At 63.9% G+C, this 16,777-nt stretch carries 8 protein-coding genes; 3 read left to right on the top strand and 5 right to left on the bottom strand.

Annotation, left to right across the window (positions count from 1 at the left end; all coding sequences use genetic code 11):
* The 3 genes from nifJ to B4N44_RS02150 form a co-directional block, all read left to right on the top strand.
* A partial coding sequence (nifJ, locus tag B4N44_RS02140; protein ID WP_296696451.1) for a pyruvate:ferredoxin (flavodoxin) oxidoreductase occupies window positions 1-3,320 on the top strand: 3,320 nt, incomplete at its 5' end.
* A gap of 162 nt (window positions 3,321-3,482) precedes the next feature.
* A complete protein-coding gene (locus B4N44_RS02145) occupies window positions 3,483-4,499 on the top strand; it encodes a dihydroorotate dehydrogenase-like protein (protein ID WP_296696454.1) in 1,017 nt (338 codons plus the stop codon).
* A 181-nt stretch (window positions 4,500-4,680) separates the two neighbouring features.
* On the top strand, window positions 4,681-5,472 hold the full coding sequence (locus B4N44_RS02150) for a Uma2 family endonuclease (RefSeq protein ID WP_296696457.1): 792 nt from the start codon (window positions 4,681-4,683) through the stop codon (window positions 5,470-5,472).
* A 131-nt stretch (window positions 5,473-5,603) separates the two neighbouring features.
* On the opposite strand, the gene B4N44_RS02155 is transcribed toward B4N44_RS02150, so the two are convergent.
* From B4N44_RS02155 to B4N44_RS02175, 5 genes are all read right to left on the bottom strand, one after another.
* Complete coding sequence (locus tag B4N44_RS02155) at window positions 5,604-8,246, bottom strand: DNA phosphorothioation-associated putative methyltransferase (protein WP_296696459.1); 2,643 nt, start codon at window positions 8,244-8,246, stop codon at window positions 5,604-5,606.
* A gap of 7 nt (window positions 8,247-8,253) precedes the next feature.
* Complete coding sequence (locus B4N44_RS02160) at window positions 8,254-8,853, bottom strand: Uma2 family endonuclease (RefSeq protein ID WP_296696462.1); 600 nt, start codon at window positions 8,851-8,853, stop codon at window positions 8,254-8,256.
* Between the two features lie 293 nt (window positions 8,854-9,146).
* The gene (locus B4N44_RS02165; protein ID WP_296696465.1) at window positions 9,147-13,634 is read right to left on the bottom strand and encodes a hypothetical protein; all 4,488 of its coding nucleotides are present in this window, start codon (window positions 13,632-13,634) and stop codon (window positions 9,147-9,149) included.
* Window positions 13,635-13,683: 49 nt separating this feature from the next.
* The gene (locus tag B4N44_RS02170) at window positions 13,684-14,550 is read right to left on the bottom strand and encodes a hypothetical protein (protein ID WP_296696470.1); all 867 of its coding nucleotides are present in this window, start codon (window positions 14,548-14,550) and stop codon (window positions 13,684-13,686) included.
* Between the two features lie 46 nt (window positions 14,551-14,596).
* Entirely contained in the window at window positions 14,597-16,774 is a 2,178-nt protein-coding gene (locus B4N44_RS02175; RefSeq protein ID WP_296696473.1) for a DEAD/DEAH box helicase, read from the bottom strand.
* Window positions 16,775-16,777: the final 3 nt, after the last annotated feature.

Here is a 16,777-nt window from a genome sequence, read left to right on the forward strand (position 1 = left end):
ACATGTACAAGATCGCCGGCGAGCTCAGCCCGACCGTCTTTCATGTCTCGGCGCGCTCGCTCGCGGCGCAGGGTCTGTCGATCTTCGGCGATCATTCCGATGTCATGGCCTGCCGCGCTACCGGTTACGCCATATTCTGCTCGGCCTCGGTGCAGGAGGCCATGGATTTTGCGCTCATCGCCCAAGCCGCGACCCTGGAAAGCCGCATCCCCTTCCTGCACTTCTTCGATGGGTTCAGAACCTCGCACGAGGTCACCAAGATCGAGCAGGTCTCGCACGAGACGATCCGTACCCTGATCGACGAGGAGCTGGTGTCTGCCTGCCGTGCGCGTGCACTCAACCCGGACCGTCCCGTGATCCGCGGCACCTCCCAGAATCCGGACGTCTATTTCCAGGGCCGCGAAACCGTCAACCCCTATTACGACTCTGTTCCAGGCATCGTGCAACGCACGATGGATCGCTTCGCTGCGCTCACGGGCCGTCAATACGGGCTCTTCGAGTATGTCGGCGCACCCGATGCGGAGCGCGTCATCCTGCTGATGGGCTCCGGGATCGGGGCGGCACAGGAGACGGTCGAGCATCTGGTGGACGAAGGCGAGAAGGTCGGCCTGATCAAGATCCGGCTCTATCGCCCCTTCGATGCAGGCGCCCTCCTCTCGGCTATTCCGGTCACCGCCACGCGACTGGCCGTGCTCGATCGCTGCAAGGAGCCGGGTGCCGACGGCGAGCCGCTCTATAAGGACGTCATCACCGCGCTTGCCCAAGCCTTTGCGGACGGCCGTGTCGCCACCATGCCGCGCGTGGTCGGCGGTCGCTATGGACTCTCGTCCAAAGAGTTCACCCCGTCCATGGTCAAGGGCGTCTTCGATGAATTGGCTGCGCCCAAGCCCAAGAACCCCTTCACGGTCGGCATCATCGACGACGTCGGCCACACCAGCCTGGCCTGGGATCCGGACTTCAAACCGGCGGCCATGGCAGGCGTCACGGCCTGCGTCTTCTTCGGCCTAGGCTCGGACGGCACCGTCTCGGCCAACAAGAACTCGATCAAGATCATCAGCGAAGAGACGCCCAACTTCGGCCAGGGCTACTTCGAGTACGACTCCAAGAAGGCCGGCGCGGTCACCATCAGTCACCTACGCTTCGGCCCGAAACCGATCAACAGCACCTATCTGATCGGCGAGAACGAGGCGAGCTTCGTCGCCTGTCATCAGCCGACCTTCCTGACGCGTTACGACATGCTCGACCACGCGCGTCCGGGTGCTGTATTCCTCTTGAACTCGAACACGCACCCCGATCGGATCTGGGACGAGCTGCCGCGCAAGATGCAGCAGGCGATCATCGACAAGGGGCTCGCCTTCTACGTCATCGACGCCTACGGAATCGCCGGCGCCACCGGCATGGGCCGGCGCATCAACACCATCATGCAGACCTGCTTCTTCGCCATCTCGGGCATCCTGCCCAAAGACGAGGCGATCGCCCACATCAAGCACGCCGTCAAGAAGACCTATGGTAAAAAGGGTCAGAGTCTGTTGGAGCGCAACTACCAGGCAATCGACGCTGCACTGGCCGGGCTCCATCAGGTCAGTGTCCCGACGCAGGCGACTAGTGCCTTCGAGCGACCGGCCGTGGTGCCGATCTCGGCACCCGACTTCGTGCGCAATGTGACCGCGACCCTGATCGCCGGAAAAGGCAACAGTCTACCGGTCAGCCTGATGCCGGCGGACGGCACCTGGCCGACCGGCACGACCCGCTACGAGAAGCGCAACATCGCTCTCGAGCTGCCGAAATGGGAGGACGATCTCTGCACCCATTGCGGCAAGTGCCCGCTGGTCTGTCCCCATGCGGCCATCCGCGCCAAGGTCTACCCGGCTGCGCTGACGGATGCAGCACCTGCGAGCTTTCAGCACGTTCAGATCAAGGGCAAGGACTTCCCGGCGGATCATCACATCACCTACCAGGTCGCCCCGGACGACTGCACCGGCTGCGGACTCTGCGTGGATGTCTGCCCGATCCGCGACCGCAAGGACCCCAACCGCAAGGCGCTCAACATGGTGCCGGCCGAGCAGACGCACGCCATCGAGCAGGCCAACTGGGACTTCTTCCTGACCCTACCGGAATACGATCGCACCAAGCTCGACGGCAGCAAGATCAAGCACGCCATGATGCTCGAGCCGCTCTTCGAGTTCTCCGGCGCCTGCGTGGGCTGCGGCGAGACGCCTTACATCAAGCTCGCCACCCAGTTGTTCGGCGACCGCATGCTGATCGGCAACGCTACGGGCTGCTCCTCGATCTACGGCGGCAACCTGCCGACGACGCCCTACACCACCAACCCCGAGGGCCGCGGACCGGCCTGGAATAACTCGCTGTTCGAGGACAACGCCGAGTTCGGTCTGGGCCTGCGGCTCGCCGTCGACAAACAGGCCGCCCATGCCCGCGAGATCATCACGCGGCTCGCACCCAAGATCGGCGAGGATCTGGCCGAGGGTCTGCTCACCGCCGACCAGTCCGACGAGGCCGGCATCTTCGAGCAACGCGAGCGCGTGCTCGCCTTGAAAGAGAAGCTCAAGGGCCTCTCTGACCTGGAGGCGCGCACCCTGGAAGGCATCTGCGACCAGATCGTCAAACGCAGCGTCTGGATCATCGGCGGCGACGGCTGGGCCTACGACATCGGCTACGGCGGCGTGGATCATGTGCTCGCCAGCGGGCGCAATGTGAACCTCTTGATCCTGGACACCGAGGTCTACTCCAACACCGGCGGCCAGACCTCCAAGTCGACCCCGATGGGCGCGGTCGCCAAGTTCTCCGCAGCCGGCAAGTCGACCTTCAAGAAGGATCTCGCCATGATGGCGATGGCCTACGAGAACGTCTATGTGGCCCAAGTCGCCTTCGGCGCCAAAGACGTGCAGACGGTCCGTGCCTTTATCGAGGCCGAGTCCTACGACGGCCCTTCGGTGATTATCTGCTACTCGCCCTGCATCGCCCACGGCGTGGACCTGTCCAAAAATCTGCGTCAGCAGGATCTGGCGGTCAACTCGGGTCATTGGGGCCTGTTCAGGTTCGACCCGCGCCGGCTCGCCGAGGGGGAAAACCCGCTGCACATCGACAGCAAGCCGCCGAGCATTCCGTATCGCGACTTCGTCTCGTCGGAAACCCGCTTCAGCGTTCTGACCCGCACCCATCCGGAGGCCGCCGAACGCTATCTGCAGCTCGCCCAGAAGCACGTCCAGACCCGCTTCGCACTCTATGAGCAGTTGGCGCACTTGGCCACGCAGAAGGCCCCCGCGGCGGCGCCGAAGGCGACCTCGCCCAAGGAGAGCTGACGCGCGAACGCAGCAGCGTCGGGGCGACGGACCCGATCCGACACGGGTGGCGCGTGTGCAGCAGCACCGCGCAGCCATCCGCCGGATCGGCCCACAGCAGGGGCCCCGACGCGCGCCCATTCGGCACCTTATTCGTCGTACACTTTTTCCGGAGCACTCGCTATGGATCTCACGACCAACTATCTCGGGCTCACGATCAAGAACCCGCTGGTCCCCTCGGCCTCGCCCCTATCCAAGAGCGTCGCCATCGCGCGTGAGCTCGAAGACCACGGTGCGGCGGCCATCATCATGTGGTCGCTCTTCGAAGAGGCCGTAACCGCGGAGACCGAGAGCATGGTGCGCTTTCTGCACCACCAGGAGATCGGCTTCGGCGAGGCCGAGAGCGGCTTTCTGCCCGTTCACCACGATTTCGAGGGGGCACTCGAGCGTTATCTGGACAATATCCGCAAGCTCAAGGAGTCACTGGATATTCCGGTCATCGCCAGTCTCAACGGCGTCACGCCCGGCGGCTGGATCAAGCACGCCACCGAGCTGCAACAGGCCGGTGCCGATGCCCTGGAGCTCAACGTCTACTATGTCGCCGGCGACGTGACCCAGACCGGGCTTCAGGTCGAGGAGCGCTACCTGGAGCTTCTGCGCGATCTGCGCGGGCATGTGCAGATCCCGATCAACATGAAGCTCTCCCCGACCTTCAGCTCCATCGGCAACTTCGTCGGCCAGGTCGCCGCCGCCGGCGCCAACGGTGTGGCCCTCTTCAATCGTTTCTACCAGCCCGACATCAACATCGACAGCCTGCGTCTGCAATCGAGCCTGCATCCCTCGACCTCCGCCGAGGCCCTGCTCGCCATGCGCTGGATCGCGATCCTCTACGGCCGTTTCGAAGGCCTCTCGCTCGGCGCGACCGGCGGTATTCACACCTCCGCAGACGCCATCAAGCTCCTGCTCGCAGGCGCCGACGTGGTGCACCTGTGCAGCGCGCTCCTCGGCAAGGGGCCGGCCTACACCGCGCAGATCCTGGCGGGCATCCATGACTGGATGGAGGAGCAGGGATTCGAGTCCGTGGAGGATTTCCGCGGCCGCGTCAGCGCCATCTCCGTCCCGAACCCAGCGGAGCTCGAGCGCGCCAACTACGTCAACATCTTGGACAGCTACAGCTTTTCGCCGGGCGTGATGGTTTAGCACCTTAATTTAAGAGACGCGTGACACCCGCTCAGCGGTGTCACGCATGCCTCGAGGCGCTCTGCGCCACGTACGACGATGGCCGGAGTCAGGAAAAGGCCAGACAAGGAACAAGGGGCGGCTGCGATTGGTCTATCCTTGAGCCTGAAGATCAAGAGATTCACCCTGCCCGGAGACGCAGATGCCGCACCGACCACGCACCGATCGACAGGGTCCGTTTCGCGTCGACCAACTCCGCGAGGGCGATCGCTACGAGCTCTCCAGCGGCCATCCGATCTATTGCGCACCCTCCGGCCGCGAGCATGCCGGAACGAATCTGATCGGCGCAGCGGCGCTGGAGACCGACCCGGATGTCGAGTGGGCCGGTGTCGATGCCGGTTTCACGCCGGATTCAGGGACGTTGCGCGCACCCGACGTCGCGATCGGTCGCGGAGGCGCGGAACGGGGTTGGATCCCCGGCGCGCCGCCATTGGCGGTCGAGTATGCCGCTCGCGGACAGGACGAGCAGGAGTTGCAGGACAAGATCGCCGAGCTGCTGCAGAGCGGCACCCAGCAGGTCTGGGTGGTGCGTCTGATCGGACCGCGACGGGTCGAGGTCTATCGCCCCGGCGAATCGATGCGACTGGTCGGTCCAGGCGAGATCCTGAGTGCGCCGGGTCTGCTGCGAAACCCGGTCCCGATCGAGGCGCTCTACGACCGCGATGCTGCACACCGCGCGACACTGCGCAATCTGCTGCAGCGCGAGGGTTACGAGAGTCTGGACGCCGTGCGCCAAGCAGGTGTGGTTGACGGCATCAATCAAGGGATCAGCCAAGGCATCGCCGAGTCGATCCTCGCCTTGCTCTCCGAGCGAGGGCTCGTCGTCGATCTCCCGATACGTGAGCGCATCCTGGCCGAGCACGATCCGGCGCAATTGAGACGTTGGCTCATCGCCGCGACTCAGGTCCAAGAGGCAACGAGGTTGTTCGATTAGCCCAGGTTCGGGAGCCAGTGTCGACACCCGGCTTTCCGGGATAGTCGACTTGCAGTCGACCCCGCTGGCCGCCAGGCGGGCGAAAGAAGATGGCGGAAGGCGGAAAGTCATCGATCCCTTGAAGAGGTCGACTATCCCGGGAGTGCGTCGAGAAACCGCTCGACCGCCACGCACTTGGGCACCAGACGACCGCTCGGACCCGGCAGCATCAAGACCACCTGACGGCTCTGCTCGGGTCCATAGCTCACATGGATCGGGTTCTCGTTGCCGTAGAAGTACAACCGATCGAAGGGCGTTTCGGCGACGACCCAACGCGCCACCTCCAACATATCCTCGTCCTCGACCAGAAAATCCACGGCGGCACCCAGACGCGAACAGATGGGATGACCCAGCCGATTGCGCTCGTGCGCGGCGTGCTGATCGCGCTTCGGATCGATGCGCCCGGGGATCGCCTTCGCAAGCGGTGCGGAGCAGAAGCCGTAGGTCAGGCGGATCATCCCGAAATAATCGATGACCGGATCCAGGACCCGCGTGGCCAGATCGCACAACGCCGTGTAGCTCTCGGGTTGCTCCGGGCGATTGGGCAGTCCTGTTGCGGCCTGCGTCTCGCCGCATTCGACCAATTGACGGTAGGTGAGAAAACACCCGCACGGCGCGTCCAGGTCCGGGATCCTCCGAGAACGCACCAGGGCGCCGTCCTCGATCGTCCAGCGCTGTTGCTCGAGCAGCGCATCGAAGGCTGCCGGCACCGGCCCATAGCCCGACACCGGCAGCAACCCCAGCGCATCCAGCGCCTCGTCGAACGCAAGCTGCTCCGGATAACCGTCGCACTCCTCGTTGATATAGCGTGATTTGCGATAGAGATACGGCGGCTCGAACGCCTCGCCATAGGCGAAATAATCGATGTCCTGCTCGCGCAGCTTGATCTTCACCCGTTCGATCATCCGCGGCAGCACCCTCCCATCGAAATCGTCGTACCGCATTAGACTCACCTTGCCCGAGCCGATGTGGATCTTCACTAGGTCCGCCTCGCGGATATCGCCGTAGAGCATCGACGCCGCGCCGACATAGACCCGCAAGAGCGCCGGGAGCTGCTCGACCAAACGACTGTGCAGTTGCAGCGAGGCGCCCGGATCGAGCCAGCCCAAGCCATGCTCGGCGGCCGATCGACAGGCGTCGGCGATCGCCTCGGTGTCGGCAATCCGAAAGAGCTGCGTGCGACCGGCCTCCAGCGCGGCCGGATAGTCGCCGAAGAAGGCCTTGATGTCGCGCTGCAACCCGGCGTCCAGATGCTTGTAGGCGCGCCGCCGACTGAACTGCTGAAGCGCGAAATAGACCTCCAAGTCGGCGATGCGCGCCTGCTCGGCCTCCGCCAACGCGGCCTGTGCACCATCCGGTCCCTTCTGATCGGCGAGGAAACGCAGCGCCTTGCCGAGACTCCCGAAGCCCTCGACCAAGGTCGGTAGGTCATCGACCTCGCTCTTCTCCGGCGTGCGTCCCAGACGCAGCCAGGTCTCCCAAAGGCGCTCCAGCGGCTCGCGATAGGCGTCATAGCGCTCCGCTGCACGATCGCGCCGCGCCGGTCGCTCGCGCGGCGTCGACGCGGGACGCATGCTCGGCACCCGGAGCGGATTGCGTCGACGGCTGTAACGCTCGACCAGAAAGCGCTGCTCCGCGTCCTTGTCGCGGAACAGATAAAGCACACCCGGCGCAACCGGGATCGGCTCCTCCTCCAGCGCCTGCTCGAGATACGCCTTGATCTCGGACTGGGTGTAATAGCGCTGGAAGGTCCCGCGCTGCGTCATCACACCGTCGCGAAACCGCTCCCCGCGCGGGTCGTTTTGGTTGGCGAGCATGACCGATACGACCAACAGACGCTCGGCGAGCGACCAGGCCCGCGTCAAGGCCACCAGCCGCTCGTCGACATCCTCGATCACGTTGATCACGAAACCGAGATTGACGATATCGGCCGATTCGAGCGGCTCGTCCGGCGCAAAATAAGGATCCCACCCGGAGGCGGTGAGCCCGTTTTCGCACAGGCCGCGCACGTCGTCGCCGCGCCCGCAGCCATAGTCGAACAGCCGATAGCGGCCATCCAGAAAGCCATGCCGCGCGAGCGTCTGCACCGGCGCGGAGAAACCGTAGCGGACCATCGCGGTACGGTGCCGCGCCGCCTCCCAATCCAGCGCGCCGCCGAGTCCGACGACGTCCGCAGACAAGGCCCCGCCCTCCCCCGCCTCGGTCGCGGCCAAGCCCCCCTCGGCCGCCTCGCCCTCGACACCCTCGAGATTGCCGATCGGGACCAGCGTGTGCCCCTCGATCCGATACCCGGCATCCGTGACCAACGCCTCCCACTGACGCCGATAACCGATGCGTTTAGGGTCGTCGAACAACCCGATCGCTTCGGCCTGCTCGGTCAAGGCGATATAGTCGACACGGCCTGGATGATCGCTCGGCAGCAATAGCTCTTTGCGATGCAGGATGGGCGGGTTCAGCGAGTCCTCGTAGGTGCGATAGCCCGTCTCGCCGGTGGTGCGATCCACACGCCAGCTCTCCTTCAACGCCGGGAAGGGGTTCTCGAAAAAATCCGGATAGTTCAGGAAGGCCACCTCCGAGCCGTCCTCGGCAACGCGCACGACATTGAATGCGGGCTCGACCGACGCCCGCAGTATCTCCAGGGCCGCGGCCACGCCGCTCGTCAACGCGGGCTCGGCGCGGTCCAGCAGCGTTCGATGCAGGTAACGCCGGCCAGCGACCGTCTTCCCGGAACCCATCGGTTCGTCAGTCCCCCGTGCTCAGCGTCGGATCCGTCTCGGGAGCCGGCCAGTGGATCTCCAGACCATCGATCACGCCGACAGGGGTCTGTCCTTCCAGACCCTGCACATCCGGCTTCCCGTAAACGCCGTCCGCACCGAGCCGATAGATGGTCAGCACCCGATCGACCGGGTGCAGCAGCCAGTATTCGCGCACGCCATGACGCTCGTAGAGTGCCCGCTTACGGACCTGATCATGAACCGCGCTCGACGGCGAGAGGATCTCGACGATCCAATCCGGCGCCCCGCGGCACCCCTTCACGTCGAGCTTGTGCGGATCGCAGATCACGGCGAGATCGGGCTGCACCACCGTGTCGACCCGAGCGTCGGACTCGTCGCGCTTGGGCAGACGCACGTCGAAGGGGGCGACATAGACCCGACAACCGCTGCCCGCGAGCTTGGGGTGGATCTGCGCAGCCAACTCGACGACAAACTCCTGATGCAGTCGCGTCGGCGCTGGCGCCATGGCGAAGGCCTCGCCGTCGATCAGCTCCCAGCGTTCGTCCTCGGGCCAGAGACAATAGTCTGCGTAGGTGAAAGAACCGGCCTTGAGTGCGGCTTGAGGCATGGCAGTTTCTCCGTTGAAACAGCATCGGTACAAGGCGACCTTGATCATAACGCCGGCCGGCAGGTTCGACGACTTCGACATGCACGAGAAGCCAGTCCTCTTCTCCCTCCAGACTGGTGACACGGATCAGTGAATCGGCCCAGCGACGACCGAGCTTGGCATCGCGCACCACTTTTTGCAGTTCCTTGTCGAGCAGGCTGTAGCCGTGCGTCCAGTCGATGCCGGCATGGGTGTCGGGGAAGAAGAATCCAGACTCGCGAGGGGTTTTCCCAGAGCATCGATCGTTCCAGCCGTCACCCGGAGGCCACTCTCCCGGCAATCCATTCAAACAGCGCTTGCAGACGTTCGGCCGACAGCCGCTCGATTCGCGCCATGATTTCATCCATGCTCATTTGATCGTAATGCGCGTTCAGCGCCTCGGCGAGCGGTGCAAGTACGGCATGCTCGTCCGGCAACAGCGTCTCGGGCGGGTTCTGCAGATCCTTCAAAAAGGCTTCCGTCCGATGCTTGTCGAGTGTCCCGATCTCCTCGATCTCTGGAAGGCCTCGGCGCCAGGTCTCGATGCGGGTCTGCCGCGCCTGCCCGTCGAGCGTCGCGATTCGCAGCGCCAGCATCTCAAGGAGTTGCTCGACCATTTCACGGTCTTCGATCGACAGATAGGCCGGCGCTACGTTGAGCTCCGACTCGATTCGAGCGCAGCCATCGCGGGCGAGTGTCGGGATCTTGTTCGCCAGCGCACGACGCGGACTGAGCCAGTCGGCGGAGCGTCGCCGCGCGGCATCGATGCGTTCGGCGCCGAGCGCCTGATACACCGAGGCCAGATCCCAGGCGGGATCGATCTCGCGCGCGGCAAGCTCCTCCGCCAGGGCCGCCGACTGGTGCTCGATCTGCTGAGCGAGGATCTCGGCTAGCCGCTCGGGGGACATGTCGCCGGTCTCCCATGTCCCGAGATCGGCTGCGATGCGTTGGAGCTGAAACGCCAGCTCGCTCACCTCGGATTCATCGCGCGTACCGATGAAGATCTCGCGCAGACGATTCACCCGCGCGAGCCCCTCCTGCAGCGCGCTCTCGCTCTTCGGTACGGCCGCAAAGAGCGCACCGAGTAGAGCCCGCTGGCGATCGAGCGCCTCACGCAGACGCTGCTGACGATCCTGGATCGCCTTCACGCGCGCGCGAATCTCCTCCTCGGTCAAGGCTGAGCGCGCGCTGTCGAGCGCATCGATCAAGGCGTCGCCCTTCGCGATCCCGTCGTGCAGTTCGCGCACGGGAGTCGACTCGGTGGGCGCGGGCTGACGCGGATAATCATCGCTCTCGTCCAAGGTCAGCTTGAAGTGCTGGCGTTTCTCGACCTGCATGATCGAGCGTTGCGCCTGCTCTTCGAGCGCGGCCGCCTCGGAGGTGAAGCCGAGCCGGGTCAGACTCTTGATCGCCCTCTCGATACGATGACGGAAGGTCGCCACTTCGGCCGCGTTGTGACAGCCTTGGCGCGGAATCCAATCGGCGAGCCGCTCGGACACCAGCTCGCGCACGATCGCCAACTGTTTTTCGCAGTCGACCATGAAGGACTCGGGCCAACAGTCAGACCCCTCGACCTCTTCGCGTCGCCGCAGCAGCAACAGCGCGTGGTGCAGCAGCTCACCGACATTGTTCTGACGTTCGGCGCGCTCGATGTTCTTCTCCCACTCGTCGAGCTCGACGCGGAAGTGATGCAGCTTCGTCTGTGCATTTGTGGATTTATCGCGCAGATACCGATAGGTGCCTTCCAACACCTCGGGCATCGGGTCGACGCGCTGCATCTGCTCGGCCTCGTGCGCAAGCGCGACCAGCGTCCGGTAGCTCGGCTCGGTTTCCCAGCGGTTCAGCAAGGCGCGCCAGCGTCCTTCGCCGTCCTCGGAGAGAAAGCGCAGAGAGGTCTTGCGAAGAACCGCAGGATCGAAGGCATGCTTACCACGCTGAGTCGGGAAGGCATCGCTCAGCCAGTCGGCCGACGCGATCATCTGTCCACTCTGCTCAAGGCGGCGCGGCGGGTGAATGCCGCCGATCAGCAGCCCCAGCATCAGGCCCGCCGAGGCGGTATTCAGTCCGTATGGCGGGGCAATCAGCGCTTGATAAGAGGTCCCGAGGGTACGGGTAGGGTCGTTCAGATGCGCCGCTTGTAGCTCGTCGAAGACCGCCTTAACCGCTGGGTTCACCGGATCCGTAAGCTTCCCCGTCGGCGCAAGTGCTCGCCAACTTCGGGCCAGCAGCTCTCCGACCCGATTCTGCAGCTTCTTCTGCTGAGCCTGTACCCAGGTTCCGTCGACCTGACGTGCGATCAGGCTTCGCGTGAGCTGAGCGGCATCCGCCGGGCCACCGCCGGCGGTGGTTGCAAAGCCGTCGAAGGGAAAGGGAATCGTGCGCGGATAGATCTGCGCGAAGATGCGCTCGCCGACCGCCTTCAATCGCCCGTCCGGGACGGTTTCGAATCCGGCGACCCAGTAGCTCCGCTCCTTAATCGCCTCCTGCACAGACGCCTTCAGGGCTGCGCGGCCCCGCTGCGTTTCCTCCGGTAAGAAGCGGCGAAAACGCTCGCGCTCCTCGCCCGATGCCTGCTCATCAAACAGATAAAGGCGCTTGAGCGCGTCCGCGATGACCTGCTTCGGATCCGCGATCCCCACAACCCAGATCGGTGCCGCGGACTGTTTGATCCGTATCAACTCGGCTTGGAAGGTGTTCGAAACCGTTTCGTCCACGGCGGCCGGGTCATCATCCGCGTGGATGTAGAGATAGATCACCCGTCCGCGCGCATCTTTCGGCGAAGCCGCTGCCTGCCAGTCCTGGAAGGCCGTTTTGACGACATTCGGCAGGGTGTGCAGGTTGGCGAGTTGGGCCTCGAAAAACCATTCCGAGGTCGCGATGTTCTGATTCAGCCCAAAGTCCGTCGCGATATTGCCGATCTCGGCGTCCTTCGCAGCACGCCCGACAAATAGATCGCGCACTGCCTCCGTGCCGATGGCGGTGGTACGTTGACGCACCCATTGCTGAAACTGGCCCCGCGTCGAGGCATCGGCGATCAGCTCGTATTGACCCAGATCGCCGTTCCACTCCAATGCACCCAGCTCGTCACCCAGCCGGCGTACAGCCGTGTGCAGGGTATCGGCATCCAATGCCGTCGCCTCGGACAAAAGTGCATCCGCCTGCTCTCGCGTCTGTTTCCCGACGCGGGTCTTCTCCAGGATCGCCACACCGGCCAGCGTCAACTCCTCGGCTGCGCCTAAGTGGCCCTGGAACTTCTCCAGCAGGACTTGCAGGGTCTCGGCGACCGTCGAGCCGGTCTCGTGCTCGGCGGCGATCATCTCCGGGAGCATGCTGCGCAGCACCAACTCACCGGCGCTGACCTGACGCAGACGTCCCCCGACGAGCACGTCCTCCTCGCCGATGCGGTCGATCACATCCTTGATGAAGGTCAGCGCCGAGCGCTGTTGCACGATGTCGCGCTGGCGCGTGAGAAACCAGGTCGCCAGCGGATGCAGTGGCCAGCAGCCTTTCGCGATGACCTGCTCGAAGCGCTCCGGGTCGCTCCACACCGGATACCGGCCGAATCCGGGCAAGGCACGGGACATCCGCTGCCAGCTCGTGTGTTGTGCCGTCTCCGCCCCCGCCCGACGCCAGACCTCCGTTAGACCAGCCTCGTCCTTACCGATCATGTGCGCGACGATGGTTTCGAGATTCGTCGAGAGATACAGTTTCTCTGCAGCATCGAAGCGTGTGATGTAGCGTTGCAGCTGCCGCAGATCCGCACTGCCGAAACGCTTCAGATAGGCCTTCAACTCGTATTGGATCAGGCCGACAAAACGGACCCGATTGCTATTGTCCTGAACACCTTGGAAGATCTGCTGAAGTGCCGTGTCGCCCGCGAGCTGCGGCTTCTCGGCCGCGTACTCGAGATAGCGTCCGAATTCGTCGAAAAGGATCAGAACGCTCGAAAAGGCCCCGTCAGGTCCGCAATAGATCTCGCAGAGCGTATTGATCAACTCTTGGGCCGATTCCTGCCCGACCACAGGGATGGCGGCGCCGTTCGCGTCCGTATAAAGGGTGTCGACCTGCGTGTAGATGGCCTCGTCGTTGTTGCGCAGACGCGTCCGGATCTCATCGCGACTCAGACCGGGACAATGACGTGCGAAGGCCTCGGCACGGATGTCGAAATTACGCTCGACGAATTGCTCGGCAGTTTGAAAACGCGGCGACAGATCACGAATCGCGCCCGGATCTACGCCATAGCGATCGAGCTGGGCAAAGACCGCTTGAATCAGCGCGTTGCCCAAATGGAAACCGGCCATGCCGTCCAGACAGAGCACCAGAACCGGCTTGCGCAGCTGCGCGACCCGCTCGGTCACCCTCCGCCCGATCTCGGCGTCGGCTTGGGTCAGGTTCGCGACGATACGCCCGGCGGTTGCACCATCCGGCTCACCGAGCAAACAGGCTATCGCCGTCGCGAGGTGGGACTTGCCTGTGCCGTAGCCCGCAACGGCCAAGGCATAGGGATTGTGGTCTTCACCGCGCAGCCCGCCGACGATCGAATCCAGCAGATCGGCAACGACGCTCGCCGTATCTTTCAGCCGATAGCCGCGCTCGATGCCGTCCAGCTCGGCTTCGGCCGCACCGTGATAGCGCGGGCCGTGAAAGACAAAGGCACTCGCCGCCTGCTGCGCTTGCGGCCAGCGATCCTGCACCCAGCGCAGCTGCACCGCACCTTCGAAGAACCGCTCATCATTGAACCGAACCAGACTTCCGATCTTCACTCTCTTCTCCCTTATGAAATCCGTATCAGAGCGATAGACTACCGCTCAGCTAGACCAATTCAGTATAGAGGCGATCGATTACCTGCCCCGTCTTCACCAGCCTAAGCAACACCACGCTCCCAGTGTAGCGGTCAAGCTGCGCGAGGTGTTGGTCCGCAAGCCAGTCGAGCCACACCGCCGCCTGCGCACCATCCCAACCCAACAAAGACAGCAGGCGTGTTTCGCGCGCGAGCTCATCGAAGCTCATCTGCTCGACGTCGCTGAAGGCTTCGTCCCAGATCAACCACAGAAAGACCGCATAGGCCGGAAAGAAGGCGATCTCCGCCGGGGCGGACTCGCGCCTGAAGAGCAGCTCACCCGCGGCGTTCTCCGAGGTACTCAAGATTGCAGCGTCGGCGAAGCTCGTACCTTCGCTGTACATGCGCGTCGCCAGACCCGCCAGCGGCTTCAGATACTGCTTCGCGCCATGTCGTTCGGTGAGTAGATTCAAATAGGCGTTCAGATCGAAACGCTCGCCCAAGCGAAATCGTCCCTCCGCAAACATGACGAACCAGGGATCGGCAACGCCCGTCGCCGGAGCCGCGCGACCAAGCCGGCGGGACAGAAGCAGATGCGCGAGCCACATCGTCAGCGGCTCGCTTAGAAAGGCGTCCTCCCGCGAGACCATCTCGCCGAGCGGTGTACGCGCAAGCTTCCAGACGCCTGTCGATTTCTCGGCGCTCAACAGCCCCATGCCCCGCGTGAAATGGATCATCGGCTCGACCTTACCGGTTTGCTTCCCGTTCGGAATCCCGGTCTCGGCACTGATCTCCTCGACGCTGCCGGAGCCGCCACGCCCGGCGAATGCCAGTAGCTGGCCCAAAAGACGCCGATCCGGCAGGAAGGTTTGCGGGAAGTTGAGGGGAAGTGGCTTCATGCTGATAATCTCCTTTTGAAACAAAGCATCGCAATCAAGGGCGCGTTCAATATGTCCTTTTCAAGCGCCTGGACTCGAGCCATCTCGCGAACTGCTCGACACCGAACAAGTCGATGACGACCTCGCGCCGGACATCGTCGGGCAAGTTGGTATACCAAGGTCCGGGGTAAAGCAGGCGCGCAAGAGGATCGGCCATGCTTGCCACAAGGTCACGAATCGTTTCAACCCGGCGGACCGCATCGGCCAGCCGTTCGGGTTCGGGTGGGTTGCTGATGGCGAGCCCGTCAAAGCCCGCGACGGCACGCCGATCCGGAAACAACTTGAGCAGAACCCGCTCGTACGCACTGCCCCCGCAGTGCCACCAGAGCGTCTCTCCATCGACTTCGATCAGAGGCGCATCCTCCGGGGCATAGCCAAGCCCTGACAGGACATGGCGCGCAAAGGCGCGGCGGGTCGGTGCGCGTCGCGAGCCGTACCGAAAGGTTTCCGCCGGACCGCCGGATCGAGCCGACTTGAGCAGGATTTCGCTCGAGTCTCCGACAAGCGTCCAGCGCTGGCCGCCGAAGTCGATCGTTCCGGACATGCCGTCTAAACCCTGCACGTGCGCGATGACCTCGCCGGTCGATGCATCTACGACCGGCCGTCCGGTACGATCTGCATCGAGATTGCCGTGAAAATCGCCCATACCGGAACCGAAGCGGTTACTCCAATCGTCGCCGAGACTCAACGTGTCTCGTGTCGCCACCAAGTGCTCGCCTCGGCAGAGGTGATCGAGGATGCGCTCGGGCTTTCCGGAATCGCATGCCGTGTCGGGCCAGACCGATCGCGCCAGATCGATCAAGTCACTCCGAGAACGACGTCCTTTCGGATGCTGCGCGATGAAGCTGGCGCACTGCTGCACATAAACCGACCAGCGCCGAACCTCATGCCCTTCATCGAGCATGCCCGCTCGCGCATTGGCGAGCAAACTACCGAACGCGGCTTGCTCGATCCGGTCGCGCGCAATCGGAAGAATGCGGGTGATCCCGGACCGACGCCCGGCCCGTCCGATACGCTGCAGCAAAGCGCCCGTGTTCGGCGGTGGACCGACGAGCACCACCACGTCGACATTGCCGATATCGACTCCGACCTCAAGTGTAGTCGTGGCAACCAGCACGGCGTCGCGCGCGGCGCCGAACTGCGTTTCGGCGCGCTCGCGGGCCACGCGCTCCAAGCTGCCGTGATGCGCAAGAACCTGCATGGCGCGTCGCTTCGTCAGAGCAGCGCCCAACGCAACCGAGAGCTCGTCGCACAGCCGACGGGTGGGCACAAACACCAGGAGCTTGCGACAGATCTCGCCCGTGTCATCCGACCTGCGCAAGACCTGCCAGATCAGGTCGACCAAGGCTGCCGAGGCTGTCTTGCCGGGGATAATGGCGATGCGATCGCGAATCTGCGAAGCAGTGGATCCAGGCTCGAGCGTCCTCCAAACGTCGTCATCCGGCTCGAAGATCTGCATGGTTCTCGAGCCCGGTACGGAGAGCGCCCGCGCATCGGCACCGAGCAACCGGCGCGCGAGCCGATCGGGTGCGGAGACCGTGGCACTCCCGCCGCAAACCTGTAGTGCGCTCGTCGACGTCAACCCCTGTTGGACCGCAAATCGGCGTAGGCGCCCTAATCGCTCCAGCAGCCAGATCAGTTGATCCCCGCGCGCGGTGTCGTCGAAGAGATGCACCTCGTCGATGAAGACCGCTTCCACGCTTGCAAGCAGATGATCGACGGTTCGACCCTCATGCTTCACGCTGTCGCGAACCAACATCGAATCGAACGATTCAGGCGTGGTGATCAAGACAGCCGGCCTGCGCTGCTTGTCGCGATGGTCGCTGGTCTGACGCCCGCAGTCCCAGCCGAGATCCGCGAGCGGGGGCGAAAGGCGGCTGAAGAGGTCGTTGACCAGGGCGCGTGTCGGGGCAACGACAAGGAGGCGAATACGTGGTTTCGACGCTGTCGGCAGCAGACGCAGCCTCGCGACCAAAGGCGCGCACAAGGCTTCAGTCTTGCCCGATGCCGTCGCGGCGGCCACAAGCAGGCTGTGTCCGGCCATGATGGGCTCGATCGCCCGGCGCTGAATCTCGGTCAATGCGTGAAAGCGCCGCCCGAAGAAGGCACGGCCGACCGGACCCAATCGCTCCACCAGGATGCGATCGGACGGCACCGGGGCTGGCCTCTCGGAATCCTTCAACATGGC

Origin of the sequence: Thiocapsa sp. UBA6158 (genome assembly GCF_002423035.1) — a bacterium.
Classification (GTDB): Bacteria; Pseudomonadota; Gammaproteobacteria; order Chromatiales; family Chromatiaceae; genus Thiocapsa.